Origin of the sequence: Limimaricola cinnabarinus LL-001, assembly GCF_000466965.1 — a bacterium.
Classification (GTDB): domain Bacteria; phylum Pseudomonadota; class Alphaproteobacteria; order Rhodobacterales; family Rhodobacteraceae; genus Limimaricola; species Limimaricola cinnabarinus.
Genome location: NZ_BATB01000014.1, coordinates 1 through 24,672 on the forward strand (window position 1 = coordinate 1; position 24,672 = coordinate 24,672).

General features: G+C 67.7%; 23 protein-coding genes and 2 pseudogenes. 13 read left to right on the top strand and 12 right to left on the bottom strand.

Annotation, left to right across the window (positions count from 1 at the left end; translation table 11 throughout):
- Nucleotides 1-676 (top strand): extensin-like domain-containing protein (locus MBELCI_RS07045; RefSeq protein ID WP_045319812.1); only part of this gene is annotated, 676 nt, incomplete at its 5' end.
- A gap of 51 nt (nt 677-727) precedes the next feature.
- On the opposite strand, the gene gap is transcribed toward MBELCI_RS07045, so the two are convergent.
- Nucleotides 728-1,732 carry a type I glyceraldehyde-3-phosphate dehydrogenase gene (gene gap / locus MBELCI_RS07050; RefSeq protein ID WP_021693484.1) on the bottom strand — a complete coding sequence of 335 codons (1,005 nt, stop codon included), beginning with the start codon at nt 1,730-1,732 and terminating at the stop codon, nt 728-730.
- 106 nt (nt 1,733-1,838) lie between these two features.
- Nucleotides 1,839-1,982, bottom strand: coding sequence for a hypothetical protein (locus tag MBELCI_RS20970; protein ID WP_021693485.1), 144 nt, complete (start codon nt 1,980-1,982; stop codon nt 1,839-1,841).
- On the opposite strand from MBELCI_RS20970, the gene MBELCI_RS07055 reads away from it, so the two are divergent.
- On the top strand, nt 1,981-2,409 hold the full coding sequence (locus MBELCI_RS07055) for a DoxX family protein (protein ID WP_021693486.1): 429 nt from the start codon (nt 1,981-1,983) through the stop codon (nt 2,407-2,409). The two genes, MBELCI_RS20970 and MBELCI_RS07055, sit on opposite strands and share 2 nt — an antisense overlap.
- On the opposite strand, the gene MBELCI_RS07060 is transcribed toward MBELCI_RS07055, so the two are convergent.
- Both MBELCI_RS07060 and tkt read right to left on the bottom strand, forming a co-directional pair.
- Nucleotides 2,406-3,230 (bottom strand): class I SAM-dependent methyltransferase, encoded by an 825-nt coding sequence (locus MBELCI_RS07060; RefSeq protein ID WP_021693487.1) that lies wholly within the window; start codon nt 3,228-3,230, stop codon nt 2,406-2,408. The genes MBELCI_RS07055 and MBELCI_RS07060 overlap by 4 nt on opposite strands.
- Before the next feature lie 141 nt (nt 3,231-3,371).
- A complete protein-coding gene (gene tkt / locus MBELCI_RS07065) occupies nt 3,372-5,387 on the bottom strand; it encodes a transketolase (protein ID WP_021693488.1) in 2,016 nt (671 codons plus the stop codon).
- Between the two features lie 223 nt (nt 5,388-5,610).
- On the opposite strand from tkt, the gene MBELCI_RS07070 reads away from it, so the two are divergent.
- Nucleotides 5,611-6,078 carry a hypothetical protein gene (locus MBELCI_RS07070; RefSeq protein ID WP_021693489.1) on the top strand — a complete coding sequence of 156 codons (468 nt, stop codon included), beginning with the start codon at nt 5,611-5,613 and terminating at the stop codon, nt 6,076-6,078.
- Complete coding sequence (locus tag MBELCI_RS07075) at nt 6,078-6,485, top strand: cell division protein ZapA (protein ID WP_021693490.1); 408 nt, start codon at nt 6,078-6,080, stop codon at nt 6,483-6,485. The genes MBELCI_RS07070 and MBELCI_RS07075 overlap by 1 nt, the downstream gene beginning before the upstream one ends.
- A gap of 77 nt (nt 6,486-6,562) precedes the next feature.
- On the opposite strand, the gene grxD is transcribed toward MBELCI_RS07075, so the two are convergent.
- From grxD to MBELCI_RS07095, 4 genes are all read right to left on the bottom strand, one after another.
- Nucleotides 6,563-6,943, bottom strand: a complete 381-nt coding sequence (gene grxD / locus MBELCI_RS07080; RefSeq protein WP_021693491.1) for a Grx4 family monothiol glutaredoxin — start codon at nt 6,941-6,943, stop codon at nt 6,563-6,565.
- Nucleotides 6,944-6,969: 26 nt separating this feature from the next.
- On the bottom strand, nt 6,970-7,212 hold the full coding sequence (locus MBELCI_RS07085; protein WP_021693492.1) for a BolA/IbaG family iron-sulfur metabolism protein: 243 nt from the start codon (nt 7,210-7,212) through the stop codon (nt 6,970-6,972).
- A gap of 92 nt (nt 7,213-7,304) precedes the next feature.
- Entirely contained in the window at nt 7,305-9,494 is a 2,190-nt protein-coding gene (purL, locus tag MBELCI_RS07090) for a phosphoribosylformylglycinamidine synthase subunit PurL (protein WP_045319813.1), read from the bottom strand.
- Nucleotides 9,495-9,847: 353 nt separating this feature from the next.
- Nucleotides 9,848-10,753, bottom strand: coding sequence for a LysR family transcriptional regulator (locus tag MBELCI_RS07095; protein WP_021693495.1), 906 nt, complete (start codon nt 10,751-10,753; stop codon nt 9,848-9,850).
- A 284-nt stretch (nt 10,754-11,037) separates the two neighbouring features.
- Here MBELCI_RS07095 and MBELCI_RS07100 point away from each other — a divergent pair, with 284 nt between their 5' ends.
- The 8 genes and pseudogenes from MBELCI_RS07100 to MBELCI_RS07135 all read left to right on the top strand — a co-directional run bounded on the left by MBELCI_RS07100 (nt 11,038) and on the right by MBELCI_RS07135 (nt 17,925).
- Nucleotides 11,038-11,850, top strand: coding sequence for a glutamate racemase (locus MBELCI_RS07100; RefSeq protein ID WP_021693497.1), 813 nt, complete (start codon nt 11,038-11,040; stop codon nt 11,848-11,850).
- 42 nt (nt 11,851-11,892) lie between these two features.
- On the top strand, nt 11,893-12,921 hold the full coding sequence (gene argC, locus MBELCI_RS07105; protein WP_021693498.1) for an N-acetyl-gamma-glutamyl-phosphate reductase: 1,029 nt from the start codon (nt 11,893-11,895) through the stop codon (nt 12,919-12,921).
- Nucleotides 12,921-13,379, top strand: coding sequence for a cytochrome c maturation protein CcmE (gene ccmE / locus MBELCI_RS07110; protein WP_021693499.1), 459 nt, complete (start codon nt 12,921-12,923; stop codon nt 13,377-13,379). Before argC ends, ccmE begins: the two co-directional genes overlap by 1 nt.
- Before the next feature lie 80 nt (nt 13,380-13,459).
- Nucleotides 13,460-13,861 (top strand): annotated as a pseudogene (locus MBELCI_RS07115) (glycosyl hydrolase 108 family protein); the annotation flags it as partial.
- A gap of 185 nt (nt 13,862-14,046) precedes the next feature.
- Complete coding sequence (locus tag MBELCI_RS07120; RefSeq protein WP_235047586.1) at nt 14,047-14,586, top strand: holin family protein; 540 nt, start codon at nt 14,047-14,049, stop codon at nt 14,584-14,586.
- 79 nt (nt 14,587-14,665) lie between these two features.
- Complete coding sequence (locus tag MBELCI_RS07125; protein WP_021693502.1) at nt 14,666-16,639, top strand: heme lyase CcmF/NrfE family subunit; 1,974 nt, start codon at nt 14,666-14,668, stop codon at nt 16,637-16,639.
- The gene (locus MBELCI_RS07130) at nt 16,636-17,079 is read left to right on the top strand and encodes a cytochrome c-type biogenesis protein (RefSeq protein WP_021693503.1); all 444 of its coding nucleotides are present in this window, start codon (nt 16,636-16,638) and stop codon (nt 17,077-17,079) included. The genes MBELCI_RS07125 and MBELCI_RS07130 overlap by 4 nt, the downstream gene beginning before the upstream one ends.
- 69 nt (nt 17,080-17,148) lie before the next feature.
- Nucleotides 17,149-17,925 (top strand): enoyl-CoA hydratase-related protein, encoded by a 777-nt coding sequence (locus MBELCI_RS07135; protein WP_021693504.1) that lies wholly within the window; start codon nt 17,149-17,151, stop codon nt 17,923-17,925.
- Between the two features lie 4 nt (nt 17,926-17,929).
- Here MBELCI_RS07135 and MBELCI_RS19210 read toward each other — a convergent pair whose 3' ends face one another.
- The 3 genes and pseudogenes from MBELCI_RS19210 to gltX all read right to left on the bottom strand — a co-directional run bounded on the left by MBELCI_RS19210 (nt 17,930) and on the right by gltX (nt 21,803).
- Complete coding sequence (locus MBELCI_RS19210; RefSeq protein WP_021693505.1) at nt 17,930-18,538, bottom strand: hypothetical protein; 609 nt, start codon at nt 18,536-18,538, stop codon at nt 17,930-17,932.
- 463 nt (nt 18,539-19,001) lie between these two features.
- Nucleotides 19,002-20,297 carry a citrate synthase gene (locus MBELCI_RS07145; RefSeq protein WP_021693506.1) on the bottom strand — a complete coding sequence of 432 codons (1,296 nt, stop codon included), beginning with the start codon at nt 20,295-20,297 and terminating at the stop codon, nt 19,002-19,004.
- A 103-nt stretch (nt 20,298-20,400) separates the two neighbouring features.
- Nucleotides 20,401-21,803 (bottom strand): annotated as a pseudogene (gene gltX / locus MBELCI_RS07150) (glutamate--tRNA ligase).
- Between the two features lie 51 nt (nt 21,804-21,854).
- Between gltX and MBELCI_RS07155 the strand changes: the two are divergent.
- Nucleotides 21,855-23,945 (top strand): ComEC/Rec2 family competence protein, encoded by a 2,091-nt coding sequence (locus MBELCI_RS07155; RefSeq protein ID WP_021693508.1) that lies wholly within the window; start codon nt 21,855-21,857, stop codon nt 23,943-23,945.
- Nucleotides 23,946-23,966: 21 nt separating this feature from the next.
- On the opposite strand, the gene lexA is transcribed toward MBELCI_RS07155, so the two are convergent.
- A complete protein-coding gene (gene lexA, locus MBELCI_RS07160; RefSeq protein ID WP_021693509.1) occupies nt 23,967-24,656 on the bottom strand; it encodes a transcriptional repressor LexA in 690 nt (229 codons plus the stop codon).
- Nucleotides 24,657-24,672: the final 16 nt, after the last annotated feature.

Here is a 24,672-nt window from a genome sequence, read left to right on the forward strand (position 1 = left end):
CGGGACCGGGACCGGGACCGAGACCGAGACCGAGACCGAGACCAAGACCGAGACCGACATCCCGGAGGCTGGGCTGGCCCGCGACGAGGTGCCGCCGATGCCCGAGCGTCTGGCCGCGACCGAGGCCGCGCGCACGGCCTGCATGGCGGAGCTGGACGCGCTGGGAGCGGTCTATGAAACCGGGGCCGCGGTCGACGATCCCGATGTCGCCGATTGCGGCATCGTGCATCCGGTGACGCTCAGCGAAGTTCTGCCCGATGTGGCCCTGACCCCGCCTGCGCCGATGCGCTGCGAGACGGCGCTGGCGCTGGCGCGCTGGACCCGCGATTTCGGCCAGCCCGCCGCCGAGAGGCTCGGGCGCGGCGCGTTGACCGAAATCCGGCTAGGCACGGTCTATAACTGTCGCGGCCGCAGTTCGGATTCCGACACCATGTCCGAACATGCCTTCGGCAACGCGGTGGATATCATGGCCTTCGGCTTTGCTGATGGCGCGGATGTCGCGGTCGAACCGCGCGAGCGCGAGGGCACCATGGCCGAGGCGTTTCAGGACGCCGTGCGCGCCAGCGCCTGTCTGGAGTTCACCACCGTGCTCGGGCCGGGATCGGACGCGGCCCATGCCGACCACCTGCATCTCGACGTGAAATCGCGGCGCGGCGGGTTCCGACTTTGCCAATGAATAAAGGCCGCCCCAAGGGGCGGCCTTTCGCATCGGGGCAAGGGCGGGCGATCAGCCCAGCTTGCCCATCGCAACGGCGGTGTCGGCCATGCGGTTGGAGAAGCCCCACTCGTTGTCGTACCACGTCAGGATGCGGCACATCGTGCCGTCCATGACCTTGGTCTGATCGGTGTGGAACACCGAGGAATGCGGGTCGTGGTTGAAGTCCGAGCTGACCAGCTGGTCGTCGGTGAAGCCGAGGATGCCCTTGAGCGGGCCTTCGCCGGCAGCCTTGCGGATCAGGTCGTTGATCTCCTCAACGCTGGTTTCGCGCGACGCGACGAAGGTCAGGTCCACGACCGAGACGTTCGGGGTGGGGACGCGGATCGCGACGCCGTCGAGCTTGCCGTTGAGCTCGGGCAGGGCGAGGCCCACCGCCTTGGCGGCACCGGTCGAGGTCGGGATCATCGACAGCGCCGCGGCGCGGGCGCGGTAGAGATCCTTGTGCATCGTGTCCAGCGTCGGCTGGTCGCCGGTATAGCTGTGGATCGTCGTCATGAAGCCCTTGTCGATGCCGATGGCGTCGTTGAGGACCTTGGCCACCGGCGCGAGGCAGTTGGTGGTGCACGACGCGTTCGAGATCACCTTGTCCTCGGGCACCAGCGTCTCGTGGTTGACGCCGTAGACGATGGTCTTCTCGGCGCCTGAGCAGGGCGCGGAGACGAGCACGCGCTTGGAGCCGTTCTCGAGATGCATCGCGGCCTTCTCGTGGCTCACGAAGATGCCGGTGCATTCGAGCGCGACGTCGACGTCCGACCAGGGCAGCTCCTTGGGGTCGCGGATCGCGGTGACGCGGATCGGGCCGCGGCCGACGTCGATCGTGTCCTCGGTGGTCTTCACCTCGTGCGGGAAACGGCCATGCACGCTGTCATAGCGCAGCAGGTGGGCGTTGGTCTCGACAGGGCCGAGGTCGTTGATGGCCACGACCTCGATGTCGGTGCGGCCGGATTCGATGATGCCGCGCAGGACGTTGCGCCCGATGCGGCCGAAGCCGTTGATTGCTACCTTGACAGCCATGGGGGTCTCCTCGGGAATTGCCGGGCTTGGGTTCGGCGCCAAGATCGGCATTTGTGGCCCGGCGTCAACCAAAGATCGCCGCCAAGGCCGGGCGTGAGCGCTGCCGTTAGCGCCAAACGGCGAGCCAGCGCAACAGATCGAGCCCCGCGCGGCCAAGAGTGAGCGAAACCTGACCCTCGAACCAGTAGTGATCGGCGACAAGGGCGGCTAGAATGGCCGCGAACAGGGCGAGGGCGAAGGAGGTGCTCATGCAGGCCAGCCTAGACCGCAAGATCCCCGATGCGCAGGCGGTAACGGTGTCGCGACTGCGCGCCGACGACTGGCTGTTGCTGCTTGGTCGCCTCCTGATCGCCGCGCTGTTTGTCGGCGGCGCGCTGCAAAAGGCCTTCGACCCCCAGCAGGTGATCGGGCTGCTGAGCGGGTGGCACCTGCCGGGCCTGCTTGTCTGGCCCGCGCTGGCCTACAATGCCGCCGCCGGTCTGGCGCTGGCCTTCGGCGTGGCGGTGCGGCCGCTGGCGCTGTCGCTGGCGCTTTATTGCGTCGTCACCTCCGCGTTCCATTTCTTGCCGGGGGACCCGTGGCAGATGACGATCTTCGTCAAGAACTGGGCCATCGCGGGCGGCTGCCTCGCACTGGCCGTCGCGGGGGCGGGGCGGATCGCGGTGCGGCTCGACTAGGCGCTCTCTCGGGCGATCTCGGGCTTGCGCGCCGTGAACACATGCGCCTTGAGGTCGAGCACCGGCGGCGTGCCGAGGCGTGCCTCCAGCTCCTCGCGCATCGCGGAGACGACGGTGTCGGGGGCGATGCCGCGCTCGGCCAGCTCGGCGATGATCGGGTTGCCGTGGACGAGACCGCGCGCGAACCCCTCAGGGTCGGTGATCTCGCGGCGCAGGCAGAGCTCCGCGTGTCCCGCGACAAGGCCCGCCTGCGACAAATCCGACAGCGCCTGCGCCGGATCGCCATAGGAAAAAGGGTACGTGTAAAAGCCGGGCGGATCTTCGGGCAACACCTGCTCCGAGACCGCTTGGGCGACCTGCGCGAAGGCATTGTCGCGCATCAAAGCCCAGCTGTTGAACAACAGATGCCCACCGGGCCGCAGCACCCGCGCGGCCTCGCGAAAGGCGTCTACCTTGTCGGGAAAGAACATCACCCCGAACTGGCAGACCACAAGATTGAAGCTCGCCCCGGGAAAGGGCAGGGACATGGCGTCTGCCTGCGCGACGTCGACCGCTTCGTCCGCAGCGAATTTGGCCCGTGCCACATCGAGCATCGCCGGGCTGAGGTCGGTGACGACGAGGCGGGCCGAGGCGGGAAGGGCGTCGCGCAGGCGGCGGCTCAGGATGCCGGTGCCGGCGGCGCTCTCCAATACCGAGGCGGGCGCCAGCGCGGCGGCGCGGCGGGCAAGGTCGCTGGCGGCATCCGCGAAGATCCATGGCCCGAGGCCCTCGTCGTAATGACGGGGAATGTCGCCGGTGAAGAAGCGGGGGACCTCGGCCATGATCGTACTCCCTGACGAGAGGGTCCCGCCGGGCCGCAGCATAACACGAAATCGCGCCGATCGCCGAAGCGCGATCTGCCAAGGCCGCATGCAAAAGGGGCGGCCCGAAGACCGCCCCCTTGTTCTCGAAACGACGCCCGCTCAGAGCAGCGATTTCACCTTCGCGGCCACGGCCTCGGCGGTGATGCCGAACTTCTCGTAGAGCGTCTCGGCCGGAGCGGATGCGCCGAACCCCTCCATGCCGACGAAGCCCGCCTTGGGCTCGCGGCCGCGCTCGCCCAAAAGCAGCCGGTCCCAGCTCTGGCGCACGCCGGCCTCGACTGCCACGCGGACCGGGCCCGCGGGCAGCACGCGCTTGCGGTAGCTCTCGTCCTGCGCGGCGAAAAGCTCCATGCAAGGCACGGAGACGACGCGGGTGCCGATGCCCTCGGCCTCGAGGATGTCGCGCGCCTTGATCGCGATCTCGACCTCGGAGCCCGAGGCCATGAGGATCGCGCGGCGCTTCTCGCCCGCTTCGCGCAGCACGTAGGCGCCCTGCTCGGTGAGGTTCTTCGACTTGTGCTCGTCGCGGACCGGCATCAGGTTCTGGCGGCTCAGCGCCAGCACCGAGGGGCGGTCGGAGGTCGACAGCGCGATCTCCCACGCCTCGGCGGTCTCGACGGTGTCGGCGGGACGGAACACGTAGGTGTTCGGCGTCGCACGCAGCATCGACAGGTGTTCGACCGGCTGGTGGGTCGGGCCGTCCTCGCCCAGACCGATGCTGTCATGCGTCATCACGTAGACCACCGGCTGATGCATCAGCGCCGAGAGGCGCATCGCGCCGCGCGCATAGTCGGTGAAGGCCATGAAGGTGCCGCCGTATGGGCGCAGACCGCCATGCAGCGCGATGCCGTTCATCGCCGCGGCCATGCCATGCTCGCGGATGCCGTAATGGATATAGCGGCCCGAGCGGTTCTCCGGCGAGAATACCTCCATGTCGCCCGAACGGGTGTTGTTCGAGCCCGTCAGGTCGGCCGAACCGCCCACGGTCTCGGTCATCACGCCGTTGACGACGTTGAGCACCATCTCGGAGGATTTGCGCGAGGCGACCGATTTGGCGTTCTCCACGGTCTCCTTCTTGAAGGCGCGGATCTTGGCGGCCAGCGCCTTGGGCGCTTCGCCGGCGAAGGCGCGCTCGAATTCCATGCGCTTGCGCTCGGAGAGCGCGTCGAAACGCTCGCGCCACTCGTCATGCGCCTTGGCGCCGCGCGCGCCCATCGCCTCCCACTGCGCCTTGACGTCGCCGGGGATCTCGAAGGCGCCGTGCTCCCAGCCATAGGCGGCCTTGGTGTCGGCGATCAGCTTCTCATCGGTCAGCGCGCCGTGGCCCTTGGCGGTGTCCTGCGCCGAGGAGCCGAGCGCGATATGCGTCTTGCAGGCGATCATCGAGGGGCGCGGGTCGGCCTTGGCGGCCTCGATGGCCGCGTCGATTGCCTCGGGGTCGTGCCCGTCGATCGACTGCACGTGCCAGCCCGAGGCCTCGAAGCGCTTGGCCTGATCGGTGATGTCGGCGATCGACACCTTGCCGTCGATGGTGATGCCGTTGTCGTCGAAGAACACGACGAGCTTGGAGAGCTTCTGCATGCCCGCAAGCGCGATCGCCTCCTGGCTCACGCCCTCCATGAGGCAGCCGTCACCGGCCATCACCCAAGTGTAGTGATCGATGATCTTGGGGCCGTATTTCGCGCGCAGCATCTCTTCGGCGATGGCAAAGCCCACCGAGTTGGCGATGCCCTGGCCGAGCGGGCCGGTGGTGGTCTCGACGGCGTCGAGATACTCGCTCTCGGGGTGACCGGCGGTCTTGGAGCCCCACTGGCGGAAGTTCTTGATCTCTTCGAGCGGCACTTCCTCGTAACCGGTCAGATGCAGCACCGAGTAGAGCAGCATCGAGCCGTGGCCCACCGAGAGAATGAAGCGGTCGCGGTCGGCCCAGGTCGGCGCCTTGGGATCGAATTTCATATGCTTGTCGAACAGCACGGTCGCGACGTCGGCCATGCCCATCGGCATGCCGGAGTGGCCCGAATTGGCGGCGGCAACGGCGTCGAGGGTCAGGGTGCGGATGGCCGCAGCCTTCCTCCAGTGCTCGGGATGCTTGTCGCGCAGGGCGGCGATGTCCATGGGTAACCTCCGGTTTGCATCGGGGGCGCGGCCGCGGCCCCTCGTTGCGCATGGTATTGACAGGGGCCGCGGGCGAGTTCAAGCGGACGGGCGGAGCCATGTGTCTGGCGCGGCGCGGTTTGCGGGTCGCGGAGGCGTGGTCTAGGTTTTCCGAAGCCCGGCGCGATTCGGACGGCCCCCCGGCCGACCGAGGCGGCGACGGGGCAGGGCAGGCAGGGGCGCGATGACCGACATCACCGAATTGGAGAGCCGCCTTTCCGCGGCGCTGGACCGGATCGGCCAGGGGCTCGACCGGATCGAGAACGCCGGGCCGCGCGGCGATGACGGCGCGCTCGGAGCCGAGCTCGACGCGCAGCAGCAGGCGAATGTCGAGCTCGAGGATCGGCTCAAGGCCCTGCGAGAGGAGCAGGACAACCGGCTCGCCGCCTTCGAGGCGCGAATCGAAGCGCAGAACGCCCAGATGGCCGAGCTCGACGGGCAGCTTCAGGCGCTGCGCCATTCCAACGCCGAACTGCGCGAGGTGGCGGGTGAGCTGCGCGAGGCGATGGAGGCTGAGCTGGCCGATCCCGAGCTGATCGACCGCGCCATGGCTGCCGAGCTGGAGGCGTTGCGCGCCGAGCGCGACGCCGAGGTGGCCGAGCTGGGCGCGGTGCTGTCCGAACTGAAACCGCTGGTCGAGGAGCGCGAGTGATGCCGCAGGTCGAGGTTACCATCGGCGGGCGCGCCTTCACCGTCGCCTGCCAGTCGGGCGAGGAGCCCTATCTCACCGCCGCCGCCAAGCTGCTTGACGAGGAGGCCTCCGGGCTGGCGAGCCAGGCCGGGCGCATGCCCGAGAGCAAGATGCTGCTGATGGCCGGGCTGATGCTGGCCGACCGCGCGGCGGGGCTCGAGGATCGGCTGCGGCAGGCCGAGAGCTATGTCGGGCAGGTCGAACGGCGGCTGAGCCAGACGGAGGCCACGCTAAACAAGATGCGCACCGAGCCGCATAAGGTCGAGGTCGAGGTGCCGGTGATCCCGCACGGGCTGATCGAGATGCTTGCCGAGATGACAGCGCGAGCCGAGGCGCTGGCCGAGAGGGTCGAGAAGGCGGGCGTCTGAGCGCACGACGCCCCCTTCGGCACATGCAAAAGGCCGCGCCCGAAGGCACGGCCTTTGTCGTCGCAAGGGTCCGCGGATCAGCCCTTGTTGGCTTCGCGGATCTTGTCGGCGGCGTCCTTGTCGAAGGTCACGCCGTTCTTTTCGAGAAGCTGGTCCAGCTCGCCCGAGAGCGTCATCTCGGTGATGATGTCGCAGCCGCCGACGAATTCGCCCTTCACGTAGAGCTGCGGGATCGTCGGCCACTCGGAGTAGTCCTTGATGCCCTGACGGATGTCGTTGTCCTCAAGCACGTTCACGTCGCGAAACTCGAGGCCCATGAAGTTGAGCACGCCGGCGACGCGGCTCGAAAAGCCGCATTGCGGCATGGTCTTGGTGCCCTTCATGAAGAGCACGACGTCGTTCGAGGTAACGAGCTCCTCGATGCGGGCGTTGGCGTCGGTGGTGTCCTGCGCGGTCATGGTCGGTGTCCTTTGCGGGGGAATGGTCAGTCGGGCGCCTTGGTGGTCAGCGCCAGCGCGTGCAGATCACCCGAGGGGCCGTCCATACGGCCCTTGAGTGCTGCATAGACGGCGCGCTGCTGCTGCACCCGGTTCTGGCCGCGAAAGCTCTCGTCGATCACTTCGGCGGCGTAATGGTTGCCGTCTCCGGCAAGGTCGGTGATGACGATCTTCGCCTCTGGAAAGGTCTCGCGGAGCAGATCCTCGATTTCCTGTGCGCTCATCGCCATGTCGGTCGTCCTCGCCTTTGTGTTTCGCATCAGATGTAGGCGGCGACCCGGCGGCACGCAAGGCCGCCGCCGGGGCAGGGGGCGCTGCCGCCTCAGACCGCCAGCTCGGCCTCGGCCGCGGGGATGTGCAGCGCGCTCTCGAAGGCGGTGCGGTAGAGCTTCGACAGCTCGGCCAGCGGCGCGGTGGCGCCACCGAAGCTGACTTTCGTTCCGCCAAAGCGGCCGATCCGCGCCAGCGGCAGGCCGGCGGAGCCGGCGGCAGCCTCCAGCATGGCGGCGCTCTGCTCATCGGCGGCGATCAGGTAGCGGCCCTGATCCTCGCCAAAGAGCGCGGCGGTGCCGGTGACGCCGATCTCGACACCCAGCCCCGCTCCCTCGGCCATCTCGAAGGCGGCGAGTGCGAGGCCACCATCCGAAAGGTCGGTGCAGGCGCGGATCGCCGCGTGATTGTCGCGCACGAAGAGGCCATGCGCCTTTTCGGTCGCCAGATCGACATGCGGGGCGTCGCCCTCGTCGCGGCCCAGCATCTCCCACAGCAGCGCCGAGCGGCCCAGATGCCCCTCGGTGGTGCCCAGCACCAGCGCCACGTCGCCCTCGCGGGGCTCGGTGCCGATGGCGCGGTCGGAGGTTTCTATCAGCCCGACGCCGCCGATGGTGGGGGTGGGCAGGATGCCGGTGCCGTCGGTCTCGTTGTAGAGCGAGACGTTGCCCGACACGATCGGGAAGTCGAGCGCTTCGCAGGCTTCGCCAATGCCCTTGATGGCGCCGACGAGCTGACCCATGATCTCGGGCTTTTCGGGGTTGCCGAAGTTCAGGTTGTCGGTCGCGGCGAGCGGCTTGGCCCCCGTGGCGATCAGGTTGCGCCACGCTTCGGCCACCGCCTGCTTGCCACCCTCATAGGGGTTGGCAAAGACGTAGCGCGGCGTCACGTCCGAGGTGAAGGCCAGCGTCTTGTCGGTGCCGTGCACCCGCACCAGTCCCGATCCCGCACCCGGGGCGCGCGCCGTGTCGCCCATCACCATGTGATCGTACTGCTCCCAGACCCAGGCCTTGTGGGCGTGGTTGGTCGAGCCGATCAGCGCGCGCAGCCCCTCGATCGCGTCGATCTCATCGACCGGACCCAGTGCCGTCGGGGCCGGGGTCTCGACCCAAGGGCGGTCGTATTCCGGCGCAGTGCCCGACAGCGCCTTGAGCGGCAGGTCGGCCTTCACCTCGTCGCCATGCATGATCAGGAACCGGTCCTCGGGGATCGTCTCGCCGACGATGGCGAAGTCGAGGTCCCACTTATCGAAGATCGCGCGGGCCTGCGTCTCCTTTTCGGGGCGCAGCACCATGAGCATCCGCTCCTGGCTCTCCGAGAGCATCATTTCATAGGCGGTCATCGCCTTCTCGCGGCAGGGCACGCGGTCGAGGTCGAGCCGGATGCCAAGATTGCCCTTGTCGCCCATCTCCACCGCCGAACAGGTAAGACCGGCGGCGCCCATGTCCTGAATCGAGATCACTGCGCCCGAGGCCATCAGCTCCAAGCAGGCTTCCATCAACCGCTTTTCGGTGAAGGGATCGCCGACCTGCACGGTGGGACGCTTGTCCTCGATCGTGTCGTCGAACTCGGCCGAGGCCATGGTCGCGCCGCCGACGCCGTCGCGTCCCGTTTTCGCGCCAAGATAAACCACCGGCATGCCGACGCCGCTCGCGGCCGAATAGAAGATCGCATCCGCATCCGCGAGACCGGCGGCAAAGGCGTTGACGAGGCAGTTGCCGTTGTAGCTGGGGTGGAACCGCACCTCGCCGCCGACATTCGGCACACCGAAGCAGTTGCCATAGCCGCCGACGCCCGAGACGACGCCCGATACGAGGCTGCGGGTCTTGGGGTGGTCGAGGCTGCCGAAGCTCAGCGCGTTCATCGCCGCGATAGGCCGCGCGCCCATGGTGAACACGTCGCGCAGGATGCCGCCCACGCCGGTCGCCGCACCTTGATAGGGTTCGATGTAGCTCGGGTGGTTGTGGCTCTCCATCTTGAAGACCACGGCCTGCCCGTCGCCGATATCGACCACGCCCGCGTTCTCGCCGGGGCCGCAGATCACTTGCGGTCCCTCGGTCGGCAGAGTGCGCAGCCATTTCTTCGAGGATTTGTAGGAGCAGTGCTCGTTCCACATCGCCGAAAAGATGCCAAGCTCGGTAAAGCTCGGCGCACGGCCGATGATCTCGAGGATGCGCGCGTATTCGTCGGGCTTGAGCCCGTGCGCGGCGATGAGGTCGTCGGTGATCTGGGGGTCGGACATGCGGGCGCTCTCCTGCTGGTCGCGCGCGTCATACAAGCGGGACGCCGCAGGGGAAAGCGGGTTTCGACCGTTTCGTCGAGGGCAGGGGGCCCGGCCACCAAGGCGACTTCGGCTTTCACCGACGCCTTGCAGAGGGCCGTGAGCGCGAGAGCGTTTCGGTGTCGGGCCAAAAAAAAGCCGGGCACAATGGCCCGGCAAGTCCAACAGGGAGGTATGAAGCGATGCGCCGCAAAGCACCATCGGCTTCAATTGCCGAGATATATAGCAGGAAGTGAACGATCAAGTTCAAATGCCCCGACTTGCAGTCAAGGCCGCCATGCGTCATGCGCATGGCTGTTTTTTAGGCAACCCGCCTAATCCGCGACCTGTTCGCGGAGCTTGCGCCTATGCGCCTGTACCTCTTCCTGAACGAAATCGCGGAACGCGGCGACGCGCTTGGATTGGCGCAGTTCCTCGGGATAGGCGAGAAACACGGGGACCTCGCCGGATTCATGATCGGGCAGCACCCGCACCAGTCCTGGGAAATGCTCGTTGAGATAGTTGGGCAGCACGCCGACGCCGAGGTTGTTGAGCACCGCCTGCAGCACGCCGAAATAGTTGTTGACGGTAAGCAGGGACGGAATGTTGTGGGCCAGAAGCTGCTGTACCATCGTGGCCCCCGCCGCGACCTGAGCCGAGCTCGGGTTCTGGCAGATCAGGCGATGGTTCTCGAAATCCTCGACCCGGTCGATGGCCCCTCTCTTGTCGAGATAGTCCTGCGTCGCATAGAGCCGCATCCGCACGTTCATCAGCCGCTTGCGGATCAGGTCGGCCTGGCTCGGCTCCTTCATGCGGATCGCGACATCGGCCTCGCGCATCGGCAGGTCGAGCACGCGCTCCTCGAGGATCAGGTCGATCTTGAGATCGGGATAGCGCTCGTAGAGCTTGGGCAGGCGCGGCGCGAGCCACAGCGTTCCGAAGCCGATCGGTGTGGTGATCTTGATCTCGCCGAACACCTCCTCCTCGCTGTCGCGGATGCGCGCCGAGGCGGCCTCGAGCCGCTTGTTCATGGCGCGGGTCGCGTCGAACAGCAATTCGCCCTGCTCGGTGAGGATCAGCCCGCGCGCGTGGCGGTGGAACAGCGTGGTGTTGAGCTGCTCCTCCAGCGACCGGATCTGCCGACTTACCGCCGACTGGCTCAGATGCAGCGAATCGCCCGCGTGGGTGAGGCTGCCCGCATCCGCCACCGCATGAAAAATTCGCAGCTTGTCCCAGTCCATCGTCTGCCCGTCCTGACTTGTCCGTTGCGTCGCGCCATCTATGGCGGGAGGTGGTCCTTGCAAAGCGCCTGCACGATATTTCGCGACATGACGAGTCCGACCGCGCGCAGCATAACGGCAAAATATGAAAATTGCCGAAATTCTCACCGGTTCGCGCATCGAAACGCGGCGTCGCGCCGCTCGGCGCATCCCGGTCGCAGGCGGCACGCCAAAGCACCGATGGATTTCCCCCGCAAAGCCTCGTATGTCTCGGGCCCTACAAGGCAAATGAGCAAGGTGGCGCGATGGCGGTCGGGATCTTCGATAGCGGGTTGGGCGGGCTCACGGTGCTGGGCGCGATCGAAAAGCGCCTGCCGCAGGTGCCGCTCGTCTATTTCGGCGACAACGCCCACGCGCCCTACGGCGTGCGAACCGCCGACGACATCTATGATCTGACCACGCAGGCGACCGAGCGGCTGTTCGATGCGGGCTGCGATCTGGTGATCCTCGCCTGCAACACCGCCTCGGCCGCAGCACTTCGCCGGATGCAGGAGGGCTGGGTGCCCAAGGGCAAGCGGGTCCTGGGCGTCTTCGTGCCGCTGATCGAGGCGCTGACGGAGCGGCATTGGGGCGACAACTCCCCGCCGCGCGAGGTCGGCGTGAAGCACGTGGCGCTCTTTGCCACCCCCGCCACCGTGCGCAGCCGTGCGTTCCAGCGCGAGCTGGCCTTCCGCGCCATCGGCGTCGATGTCGAGGCGCAGGCCTGCGGCGGCGTGGTCGACGCGATCGAGGAGGGCGACCTGATCCTCGCCGAGGCGCTGGTGCGCAGCCATGTCGATGCGCTCAAGCGCAAGATGCCCGAACCCGACGCTGCGATCCTCGGCTGCACGCATTACCCGCTGATGGAAGAGATATTCCAGGACGCGCTGGGCGACAATGTGCGTGTCTTCAGCCAGGCCAGCCTCGTGGCCGAGAGCCTCGCGGATTACCTTGACCGTCGCCCCGAGATGGTCGGCCCCGGTACCGAGAGCTTGTTCCTGACCACCGGCAACCCGAGAAACGTGTCGAACCGCGCCACGCAGTTCCTGCGCCGCAAGATCGAGTTCATCCCGGCCTGAGCGCCGCGTCCGTCCCATTCCCTCTCCGGCAAGGAGCCCCACATGACCCATTCCGCCGCCATCCTCGGAGCCTCGGGCTATACCGGCGCCGAGCTTGTCCGCCTGATCGCCACCCATCCCGGCATCGAGGTCGCAGCACTGTCGGGCGACCGCAAGGCCGGCATGGCGATGGGTGAGGTGTTCCCGCATCTGGGCCATCTCGAACTGCCCCGGCTTTGTACCATCGACGAGATCGACTTCTCGGCCATCGACATCGCCTTTTGCGCGCTGCCGCATGCGATGAGCCAGTCGGTGATCGCGGATCTGCCGAAGGATCTGAAGATCGTCGACCTCTCGGCCGATTTCCGACTCCGGAACGATGGCGAATACGAGAGATGGTACGGCAAGCCGCATGCCGCGATGGATCTGCAAGCCGAAGCGGTCTACGGCCTGACCGAGTTCTATCGCGACGAAATCGCGGGCGCGCGGCTCGTTGCGGGCACCGGCTGCAACGCCGCCACCGTGCAATTCGCGCTGCGCCCGCTGATCGAGAAGGGGCTGATCGACCTCGACGACATCGTCTGCGATCTCAAGAACGGTGTCTCGGGGGCCGGTCGCTCGCTCAAGGAGAACATGCTCTTTGCCGAGCGGAGCGAGGATGTTCTGGCCTATTCGGCAGGCGGCACGCATCGGCATCTGGGCGAGTTCGATCAGGAGTTCTCCCGGATTGCAGGGCGCGACGTGCGCATCCTCTTCACCCCGCATCTCGTGCCGGTGAACCGTGGCATCCTCGCCTCGTGCTACGTCAAGGGTGATCCGCAAGCCATTCATGCAGCTTTGCAATCGCGCTACGAGGCCGAGCCGTTCCTGCGCGTGCTGCCCTTCGGCAAGCTGCCGGGGATGAGCCATGTGCAGGGGTCGAACTTCTGCCATATGGGGGTTGCGGGCGACCGGGTCTCGGGCCGCACGCTCGTCGTCTCGACGCTCGACAATTTGTGCAAGGGCTCCTCGGGTCAGGCGCTGCAGAACGCCAACCTGATGCTCGGCCTGCCCGAGACGGAGGGGCTGATGCTGGCCCCGGTGTTTCCCTGATGCGCGGCCTCAAGAAGACCCGGAGGATCCAGATCCTCGTGCTCGCCGGCGTGGCGCTGGTGCTGGCCACCGGCATCATCGGCTATGCGATGCGCGACGGCATCAATTTCTTCCGCTCGCCCGCGCAGCTCGTGGCCGAGCCGCCCGCGCCCACGGAGGTGTTCCGCCTCGGCGGTCTGGTCGAGGAGGGCACGCTTTTGCGCGGGCAGGGCGAGACGGTGACATTCTCGGTCACTGACGGCGCGGCCTCGGTCCCGGTGAGCTATACCGGCATCCTGCCCGACCTCTTTGAAGAGGGACAGGGCATGGTGGGGCAGGGCCGCTGGACCGGTGAGCGGTTCGAGGCGATCGAGATCCTCGCCAAGCACGATGAGAGCTACATGCCGAAAGAGGTGATCGACGCGCTGCAGGATCAGGGCGTCTACAAGGCACCGAACGCAGCGCCCGCGTCGAATTAACCGTCTCTCGGCATTCTTTCCCCCGGGGTTACGGAGGGTGAGACATGAAGAGCGTGGAAGAGATCGCGGCCGAGATCGTCATGCGCGAGGGCGGCTATGTCGACGACCCGGACGATCCGGGCGGGGCGACGAACATGGGCGTCACCATCGGCACGCTGCGGCGGCTGGGCTATGATCTCGATGGCGATGGCCGGATCACCACGGCCGATCTCAGGCGCCTGAGCCGGGCGCAGGCCACCGATATATTCATCGAGCATTACTACAAGCGGCCGCGCATCGACGCGCTGCCCGAAAGGCTGCGGGCCTCGGCCTTCGACATGTATGTCAATTCCGGCGCCAACGCGGTCAAGATCCTGCAGCGCCTGCTGGTGGCGATGCGCATTCCCGTCGCGATCGACGGCATCATCGGACCCCAGACCGTCGCGGCGGCCGCGCGGGCACAGGCGGCGGCGCCCGATCATCTGGCGGACGCTACGGCATCGCCCGGCGCAACTATTACTACAACCTCGCGGATCGCCGACCGGCGAGCCGCAAATACGCGCGCAGGCGCGACGGCGGCAAGGGCGGATGGATCACCCGCGCCGAGAGTTTCATCTCACCGAAATACCGGCTCACCGACGCACAACATCGCGAAAGGGTGGCGGCATGGGGCTGATCGGGGGGGATCGTGGCCACGCTGTTCGGCGCGCGCCGCAACGTCGTGGTCGAGACGGTCGAGGCGTTCCGCGAGAACGCCGAAGCGGGGGCCGAACGCGCCTCGGGGCATCGCGCGGATGTGCTGGCGCAATTCGCCGCCGAGATGGCGCATGAAAGGCGCGGCGGCTGGGACCGCTTCGTCGACGGGCTGAACCGGTTGCCGCGTCCCGCAATGGCCTTCGGCACGATTGGCCTCATCGGCGCGGCGATGGCCGATCCGGTCTGGTTCATGGCGCGGATGGAGGGGCTGGCCCTGGTACCCGAGCCGCTGTGGTGGCTGATGGGCGCGATCGTCAGCTTCTATTTCGGGGCGCGGATGCAGGCGCATGGCCAGAGCTTCGAACGCGACATGGCCGAGGCGCTGGTGCGGATGCGCGCTTTGCGGCCCGCCGCGCCGCCCGCTCCCGGCCCCGAACCCATCGCCGCGCCTCTGCCACGGTCGCTGCCGCAACCGTCGGGCACCGGCGACGTCAACGCGGCGCTTGAGGATTGGCGGCGCACGCAGGCGTGACCACCTTCCGGCGCGGGAGCGACGATCCGTCCCGCGCTTGCGATAGCGTGAGGCGGGCGGATCGGTTACAACCTTGTCCATGTTGATCGAACTTGGACATTTCGCCCTGATTCTGGCCTTTGCGACCGCCATTGTGCAGATGGTGGTACCGCTGATCGGCGCGCAGAAGGGCTGGCGCGGCTGGATGGGCGTGGCCGAGCCCGCCGCTACCGCGCAATTCGCGCTGACCGCCTTCGCTTTCGGGGCGCTGACGGTGGCCTTCGTCACCTCGGATTTTTCGGTGGCGCTGGTGGTGGCCAACTCTCATTCGCTGAAACCGATGCTCTACAAAGTGAGCGGCGTCTGGGGCAACCACGAGGGCTCGCTGCTTTTGTGGCTGCTGATCCTGTCGGGCTTTGGCGCCAGCGCCGCATGGTTCGGCGGCAACCTGCCCGAGCGGCTGCGCGCTCGCGTGCTGGCGGTGCAGGCCTCGATCGGCGTCGCCTTCTATGCCTTCCTGCTCTTCACCTCGAACCCGTTCCTGCGTATGGCGGTGCCGCCCTTCGACGGCCAAGACCTGAACCCGCTGCTGCAGGACCCCGGCCTCGCCTTCCATCCGCCGTTTCTCTATCTCGGTTATGTCGGCCTCTCGATGTCCTTTTCCTTCGCGGTCGCCGCGCTGATCGAGGGGCGGGTGGATGCGGCATGGGCGCGTTGGGTTCGGCCATGGACGCTGGCGGCGTGGCTGTTCCTCACCGTCGGCATCGCGCTGGGCTCGTGGTGGGCCTATTACGAGCTGGGCTGGGGCGGCTTCTGGTTCTGGGACCCGGTCGAGAATGCGAGCTTCATGCCATGGCTTCTGGCGGCGGCGCTGCTGCACTCGGCCATCGTTACCGAAAAGCGCGAGGCGCTCAAAAGCTGGACCGTGCTGCTGGCGATCCTCGCCTTCAGCTTCTCGCTCCTCGGCACCTTCATCGTGCGCTCCGGCGTGCTCACTTCGGTTCACGCCTTTGCCAATGACCCCGAGCGCGGCATCTTCATCCTGATGATCCTCGCCGTCTTCACCGGCGGCGCGCTGACGCTCTATGCGGCCCGCGCCCATGCGATGGAGGCCAAGGGTGTGTTCGGTCTGGTGAGCCGCGAAAGCGCGCTCGTGGCCAACAACGTGCTGCTCGCCGTGGCGGCGATGGTGGTCTTCGTCGGCACGCTGTGGCCGCTTGTCGCCGAGATGGCCTTCGGGCGCGTGCTCTCGGTCGGACCGCCCTTCTTCGACGCGGCCTTCACGCCGTTCTTCGTGGCGCTGGCGCTGCTGCTGCCATTCGGCACGTTGCTGGCGTGGAAGCGCGCGACCGGGGTCCGGGTGCTGCGTCAGCTCTGGCCCGCCGCGGCGCTCGCAGGCGCGCTCCTGCTGCTCGGCTATGCCTTGGGCTCGGGGCGATCGGCGCTGGGGCCGCTCGGCTTGGCACTCGGGGGCTGGGTCATAGGCGGTGCCGGGATCGACCTGTGGTCGCGCAGCGGGCGTGGCACCACGCGCGCCCGTCTGGCCCGCCTGCGCCGCCTCCCGCGCGCCGATTGGGGCCGGGGCCTCGCGCATGGCGGTCTCGGTGTCACCATCATCGGCATCGCCGGGCTGCTGGCGTGGCAGCAGGAGGACATCCGCGTCGCCGAGATCGGCGACAGCTGGAGCCTCGGGCGCTACGAGATCACGCTCGACGCGGTGCGCGAGACCCGCGGGCCGAACTATGTCACCACCATGGGCGACATGACCCTGCGCGCAAGCGGGGCCGAGATCGCGACGCTGCATCCCGAAAAGCGGTTCTACCCGGTGGCGGGCATGCCGACGACCGAGGCCGGGATCGATGGCGGCATCTGGCGCGACCTCTACGTCGTGATCGGCGATCCGCAGGAGGGCGGCGGCTGGGCCGTGCGCAGCCATGTCAAACCGATGGCGGCATGGATCTGGGGCGGCTCGATCCTGATGGCGCTGGGCGGCGTGGTGTCGCTGTCGGACCGACGGATGCGCGTGGCGGCGGGGGCCCGGCGCGCGAGCCCGGCGCCGGTGGCGGCGGAATGAGACGCCTCGCGCTCCTTCTCGCCCTCGTGGCCGCACCCGCCTTCGCGGTGGAGCCCGACGAGGTGCTCGACGATCCCGCGCTCGAGGCGCGCGCGCGTGACATCAGCGCCGGTCTGCGCTGCCCGGTTTGCCGCAACGAGAGCATCGACGAAAGCAACGCCGGCGTCAGCCGCGATCTGCGCCTCATGGTGCGCGAGCGGCTGGTGGCGGGCGACAGCGACGCAGAAGCCGTGCAGGCCGTGGTCGACCGCTACGGCGAATACGTGCTGCTCAGACCCGATGCCTCTGGCGCGAACCTGATCCTGTGGCTTGCGGCCCCCGGCCTGCTCATCCTCGCGGGCGGCGTCGCCTTCGTGTCCATCCGGCGGCGCGCCTCCGGCCCCGAGGATCGCCTCACCGAGGACGAAGAGGCGCGGCTCAGGGACATCCTGAAGCCCTGACGCCCGGTCGCGCTTGGTTCGTGGGCGCGTCGCTGTAGGCTCGTCGGCGAACCAAGGGGGAGAGCTTTGATGGACTACCAGACGATCGGTCTCGCGGTGGATGTGGGCGTGGCGCGGCTCACGCTCGACCGTCCGGCGGTGATGAACGCGCTCAACACCCAGATGCGGGCCGAGATCACCCATGCGCTGCGCAACCTCGACGCTTCGGCGCGGGTGCTGGTGCTGACCGGCGCGGGCCGGGCCTTCTGCTCGGGTCAGGATCTGGGCGATACAGGCAACGCCAACGCCACCGATCTCGAACGCGTGCTGCGCGACGAATACGTGCCGATGCTGCTGGCGCTGCGGGACCTCCCGGTGCCGAGCATTGCGGCGGTGAACGGCGCAGCGGCGGGGGCGGGGGCCAACCTGGCGCTGGCCTGCGACGTGGTGATCGCCTCGGAGGCCGCGCATTTCACCCAAGCCTTCACCCGGATCGGCCTCATCCCCGATGCGGGCGGGACATGGACGTTGCCCCGGCAGGTGGGATCGGCCCGTGCGATGGGGGCGATGCTCTTTGCCGACCGGATTCCCGCGCGTCAGGCGGCCGAATGGGGCATGATCTACGAAGCCGCGCCCGAGGCCGATTTCGAAGAGCGCTGTCAGGCACGGGCGGCGCAGCTGGCGCAGGGGCCGACCGAAACCTACCGCCAGCTACGCGAGGCGATGCGCGCCAGCCCCGAGAACGGGTTCGAGGCGCAGCTCGCCCTCGAGGCGCGCCTGCAGGGCGTCTGCGGGCGCAGCCGTGATTTCAAGGAGGGGGTCGTGGCCTTCATCGAAAAGCGCGCCCCCCGGTTCGAGGGGCGCTGACGCCTCAGGCGGCGTTGGACCGGCGGCCTGTCAGCCGCGACATCAGCGGCAGGATCTCGTCGAGCACGCCGCCAAAGACCGAGCCGTCCGCCGAGGTCCCTGCCGTCCGGCCCGAGGCGGGACGTGTAGGGAAACGGCCCTCGATGATGAAACTCTCGCAGCGGACATGGTTGGCGGCCGTCGGCACGAGCTGCAGCGAAAAGGCGCAATTGGCGAGATCATCGAGCGTCAGCGTCATCCGGTCATGGGCCAGCGTCAGTCGGGTCTCGCGCGGGGCGGCCACCCCGATCGTGGTCGCACGGCCCAGACGCGCGCCGCAATCATGACCGCGACCGCCACGGCCCACCCCGTACACCTTGCCTGCGCCGAAGCTCTGCTTTCGCAGATGCGTTCCGGCGAGGCTGAGCTGTCCTAAAAGGTCGTGATCGGCGAAATCGAACGCCAGCGCCGCGATCCCGAGGCCCTGACCCTCGCCTTCTGCCATCTCCAACCCGAGCGACAGCGCACCGTCCGCCGTCTCGTGCAGCACCAGTCGGATACGGACCTCATCGCCGAAAATGGCATGAACGCTCTCGGGGGTGGGGGTCGATTGCACTGCGATATGGGCGGGCATGGGGGGATCCTTCCGCTGGGATGAAACTGGCACTGGTCGAACTCAACGTAATCTGTATCTCCCCGAATTGCGGCATCTCCGTGGCAGGGCGATCTCCCTTCCGGAAAATGCCCTTTTTCTCCAATGGCTTAGCCCAAAGGATAGGTCTCCAAAGTATAGCCTTCCTATTCTTAAGATTTCATCACCGCCGTTTTCTCAGGAAATCGGGGGTTCTTTCGAGACACCCGTTTCTCGGGATATGCACATTAGGACAGGTTTGCGGCGCAACAATACCGGTCCGTCGTCGGGGATTGATGCGGATCGCCCCGTCTTTCGCCGGCGTCCTCATGCCATGCGGGAATCGTGGCGAAATTGCGGCGCTTCGGCCTGCGAATCCCGCGCGATCCGGCAAGAGAGGCCCTAGACGCGAACGGGCCCGGCGTTGCCGCCGGGCCCGTTCCTTGTCCTGTCGGCCGTGGCCGGATCAGCGCGTTTCGATATCCACGTAGTTGCGCGCGGCGGCACCAAGATAAAGCTGGCGCGGGCGGCCGATCTTGAGCTGCGGATCGGCGAGCTGCTCCTTCCACTGCGAGACCCAGCCGACGGTCCGCGCGAGCGCGAAGATCGGCGTGAACATCGAGGTGGGGAAGCCCATCGCATCAAGGATGATGCCGGAATAGAAGTCGACGTTCGGGTAGAGCTTCTTTTCGGCGAAGTAGGGATCCTCCAGCGCCACGCGCTCAAGCTCCTTGGCGACCTGCAGCGTCGGGTTGTTCTCGATGCCCAAAAGCTCGAGCACCTCGTCGGCGCTTTCCTTCATCACCTTCGCGCGCGGGTCGAAGTTCTTGTAGACCCTGTGGCCGAAGCCCATCAGGCGGAACGGATCGTTCTTGTCCTTGGCGCGCTCGATGAATTCGGGGATCCGGTCCGGCGTGCCGATCTCGCGCAGCATCTCGAGGCAGGCCTGATTGGCGCCGCCATGGGCGGGGCCCCAGAGGCAGGCGATGCCGGCGGCGATGCAGGCAAACGGGTTGGCGCCCGAGGAGGAGGCCAGACGCACGGTCGAGGTCGAGGCGTTCTGCTCGTGATCGGCGTGCAGGGTGAAGATCCGGTCCATCGCGCGGGCAAGGATCGGGTTCACCTCGTATTCCTCGGCCGGGACCGAGAAGCACATGCGCAGGAAGTTCGACGCATAGTCGAGATCGTTGCGCGGATACACGAAGGGCTGGCCGATCGAATATTTGTAGGCCATCGCCGCGATGGTTGGCATCTTGGCGATCAGGCGGATCGAGGCGACCTCGCGCTGATGCTCGTCATTGATGTCGGTGCTGTCGTGGTAGAAGGCGGACATCGCGCCGACCACGCCGACCATGGTGGCCATCGGATGCGCGTCGCGGCGGAAGCCACGGAAGAAGTTGTGCATCTGCTCGTGGATCATCGTGTGACGCGTCACCAGCGTCTCGAACTCCTCGAGCTGCGCCGCCGAGGGCAGCTCGCCGTAGAGCAGCAGGTAGCACACCTCGAGGTAATGCGACTGCTTGGCGAGCTGGTCGATCGGGTAGCCCCGATGCAGCAGCACGCCCGCTTCGCCATCGATATAGGTGATGGTGCTGTCGCAGGCCGCGGTCGAGGTAAAGCCCGGATCATAGGTGAAGACGCCCGCCTGCGCATAGAGCTTGCGGATGTCGATGACCTCGGGCCCGTCGGTGGGGGCGTACATCGCCAGATCGTAGCTATTGCCGTCGATCGTCAGCTTCGCGGTCTTGGTCGTTTCGGCCATTCAGGTCCCCTTCGTTTTCCCGCCGCCGCACAGGTCGCGGCGTGGCGCTCTGATCTCTCGATGCCGCGGTGCAACATAGCGGCGGGAAACAGGCGGGCCAGTGTCAGGCTGCCGCGTCCCCGATCCGCGCCACGCTTTCGTCGCGGCCGAGCACCAACATCATGTCGAATACGCTGGGGCTGACCATGCGCCCCGCCAACGCGGCGCGCAAAGGCCCCGCTATTTTCCCCAGACCGAGCCCATGAGTCTCGGCAAGAGCGGTCACGACCCCCTCCAGCGCGTCACGCTCCCAGCTAGCAGTTTGCAGCTGCGGCGTCAATTCTGCCAGTATACCACGGGATACATCATCGAGGCTCTTGGCCGATTTTTCATCCGGCGCGATCGGCCTTTCGGTCAAGACGAAATGCGCCTTTTCAAGGAGTTCGGGGAAGATCTTGGCCCGGTCCTTGAGATGCGGCATCGCCGCGCGTAGCCCGTCGCGCTGCGCGTCTGTCAGGGGCAGCTGTCCGGTCGCGTCGAGAAAAGCCTCGAGTTCATGCAGCAGCGCGGCATCGTCCGAGGCGGCGATGTGCTGGCGGCACAGGTTCTCGAGCTTCTTGGTGTCGAAGCGGGCGGGCGACTTGCCGATCCCCTTCAGGTCGAACCATTCGCGCGCCTCGGCATCCGAAAAAAACTCGGCGTCGCCATGGCTCCAGCCGAGCCGCGTGAGGTAGTTGCGCATCCCCGCCGCCGGGTAGCCCATCTGCTGGTATTCGGCAGCACCCGTCGCGCCGTGGCGCTTCGACAGCTTCTTGCCGTCGGGTCCGAAGATCAGCGGCACATGCGCGAAGACCGGCAGATCCCAGCCCATGGCGCGATAGATCATCGCCTGCCGGAAGGCGTTGGTCATGTGGTCGTCGCCCCGGATCACATGGGTCACGCCCATGTCATGATCGTCGACCACCACGGCGAGCATGTAGACCGGCGAGCCGTCCGAGCGCAAAAGCACCATGTCGTCGAGTTGGTCGTTGCCGATGGTGATCTCGCCCTGCACCTCGTCATGGATCGTGCTCGCGCCTCGCGCGGGGCCTTGATGCGGATCACGAAGGGCGCGTCGGGGTGATCGGCCTCAGCCACGTCGCGCCAGGGCGAGCGATAGAGCGTCGAGCCGCCCGCCGCGCGCGCCTCCTCGCGAAAGGCCTCGATCTCCTCCTGGGTGGCAAAGCACTTGTAGGCCGTGCCATCGGCCAGCATCCGGCGCGCCACCTCTGCGTGACGCTCGGCGCCCTCGGCCTGGCTGATCGGCTCGCCGTCCCAGTCGAGACCAAGCCATGTCAGCCCGTCGAGGATCGCTCGGGTGTTCTCGGAGGTGGAGCGGGCGCGGTCGGTGTCCTCGATCCGCAACAGGAACTTGCCGTCGCGGCCACGGGCATAGAGCCAATTGAACAGCGCGGTGCGCGCGCCGCCGATATGCAGCGCGCCGGTGGGCGAGGGGGCGAAGCGGGTGACGACCGGGGTCTGGGACATTTGGGGGAGATTTAACCTTTCGCTAACCATGCTGCGCGCAGCCTTGCTTGCATGGGGGATACTCAGGTCGGGGCGCGGAAACAAGCGTGGCGCAAGGGGGCGGCCCCGACGCCTCTGGCCTTTCTGGAGGCCGCGCTGGCGCGGCAGCGCGGGCAGCTGGCATGCTGGGCGCCGGTCTGTCTCGGCGTCGGGATCGCCTGGTGGTTCGCCCAAGGCACGGAGCCGGGAGCACCGGCCTATGGGATCGCAACGGGGGCGGCGTCGCTTTGCCTCGCGCTGCGGGTGGGCTTGCGGCGCCATGCCATCTGCGCGCTGGCAGCGGGCGGGCTTCTCGTCTGCCTCGGCGTGCTGCTGGCCGGCGCGCGGGCGCACAGCCTGTCCGCGCCGGTGCTCGGGTTTCGCTATTACGGCCCGATCGAGGGGCGGATCGTCGATATCGACCGCGCCCAGAGCGACGTGCTGCGGATCACGCTCGACCGGGTGCGGCTCGACGATGTAAGGCGCACGCCGGAGCGGGTGCGCGTGTCGCTGCATGGCGAAGTGGTGGCGCCGCTTGCCCCCGGGGCGCGGGTGATGACAACCGGTCACCTGTCGCCGCCGCCGGGTCCAGCGGAGCCGGGGGGCTTCGATTTTCGCCGCCATGCGTGGTTCATCCGGCTCGGGGCGGTCGGCTACACGCGGGTGCCGCTGCTTCTGGCATCGAGCGAGGGGGCCGATGGCGCGTGGCTCGCCCGCGTCCGGGTCCGGCTCAGCGCGGCGATCCGGGCGCGGGTCGGCGGCGAGGCGGGCGGTTTCGCGGCGGCGGTGGCGACGGGCGACCGCTCGGGCCTCGGGCGCGAGGCCAATGACGCGATGCGCGAATCCAACCTGTACCACCTCGTCTCGATCTCGGGCATGCACATGGCGATGCTGGCGGGCTTCGTGTTCTGGCTGGTGCGCGCGGGCATCGCCGCCGTGCCGCCGCTGGCGCTACGGTTGAACGCGCGCAAGATCGCCGCCGCCGCGGCGCTTCCCGCCGCCGCCTTCTACCTCGCGCTCGCCGGGCGCGACGTGGCGACCGAACGCGCCTTCGTCATGGTCGCCGTCTCCTTGGGCGCGGTGCTGGCCGATCGACGCGCGCTGAGCCTGCGGGGCCTCGCCATTGCGGCGATGATCGTGCTGGGGCTTCGGCCCGAGACGCTGCTCAACCCCGGCTTCCAGATGTCGTTCGCCGCCGTGCTGGCGCTGGTCGCGGTGATGGGGCGCCTGCCGCGCGGCTGGCACCGGCCAAGCGGCTTCGCGCGGTTCTGGATGCCGGTGGCGCTCTTGTTGCTCACCTCCCTTGTCGCGGGCTCGGCCACAGCGCCATTTGCGGCCGCGCATTTCAACCGGGTCGCGCATTACGGGCTGCTTGCCAACCTGCTCGCGACGCCCGCGATGGGCGGGCTGGTGATGCCCGGCGCGGTGATCCTCGCCGTGACCGGCCCGCTCGGCCTCGATCAGCCCGCCGTGTGGATGATCGATTACGGCTCGCGCTGGATCTTGTGGGTGAGCGAGCGGATCGCGGCGCTCGACGGGGCCAGTTCGGCGGTGATCGCGCCGCCGGGCGCGGTGGTGGCGCTGGTGGCCGCGGGGGGGCTGTGGCTGGTCCTGTGGCGGGGACGGGGCCGTGTCGCCGCCTTGCTGCCGCTCGCGCTTGCCGTGGGATTGTGGAGCCGAGCCGAGAGGCCGGACCTGCTGGTGAGCGATAGCGGCGCGCTGGTCGGGCTGATGACGCCGCAAGGGCGGGCCCTGTCCAAGCCCACGGGCGACGGCTTTGCCGCCATGGTCTGGCTCGAGAATGACGGCGACGGGCGGGCGCAGGCCGAGGCGCATGATCCCGTGGCGCTGCCGCGCCGGGACAGGGTGCTGCGGCTACGGCTCGGGGCGACCGAGATCGTGCAGGTCACGGGCAAGACCGCGCTCGCGGCCCTCGACGGTTGCGACGGCGCCGACATCCTGATCGCCAACCAGCCCGATCCAGCCCCGCGTCCCTGCCTGCGGTTCGACGCGCGCCGCCTGCGCGACACCGGCGCACTGGCGTTATGGCGCGCGCCCGAAGGCCTGCGGATCGAGACGGTGGCCGATCGCGCGGGCCGCCGCCTCTGGACCAGAGGCCACTAGGCGGCCCCGGTCGGGGAAGGATCAGTAGCTGCGGATCAGTCCGACGAGACGGCCCTGCACCCGGACCTGATCGTCGCTGTAGATCCGCGTCTCATAGGCCGGGTTCGCCGCTTCGAGCGCGATGCGCTTGCCATTGCGGCGGAACCGCTTGAGCGTCGCTTCCTGATCCTCGATCAACGCCACCACGATGTCGCCGTTGTCGGCGGTGCCGGTCTCGCGGATCACCACGACGTCGCCGTCGTTGATCCCGGCCTGAATCATCGAATCGCCCCGCACCTCGAGCGCGTAATGGCTGCCTTGCCCGAGCATCGAGCCGGGGACCGTGATCTCGTGGCTGATCTCGCTGATCGCGGAGATCGGGACACCCGCGGCGATGCGGCCCATCACCGGCAGGTTCATCGCCATGGCCGCGATCTCGGCGGGCATGGCGGAGGGTTTGGGATCGACGACGGGCGCGGTGGGGGCGGTGTTTTCGCTGGCAAGGCGCGTCTCCATCGCCTCCGGCAGCTTGAGGATCTCAAGCGCACGGGCGCGGTGTGCGAGGCGGCGGATGAAGCCCCGCTCCTCAAGGGCGGTGATCAACCGGTGGATGCCGGATTTCGAGCGCAGGTCGAGCGCATCCTTCATCTCGTCGAAGGAGGGCGGAACGCCGTCGGCCTTGATCCGACGATGGATGAATTCCAGCAGGTCGGACTGTTTGCGGGTCAGCATGATTGCCCCTTTTCAA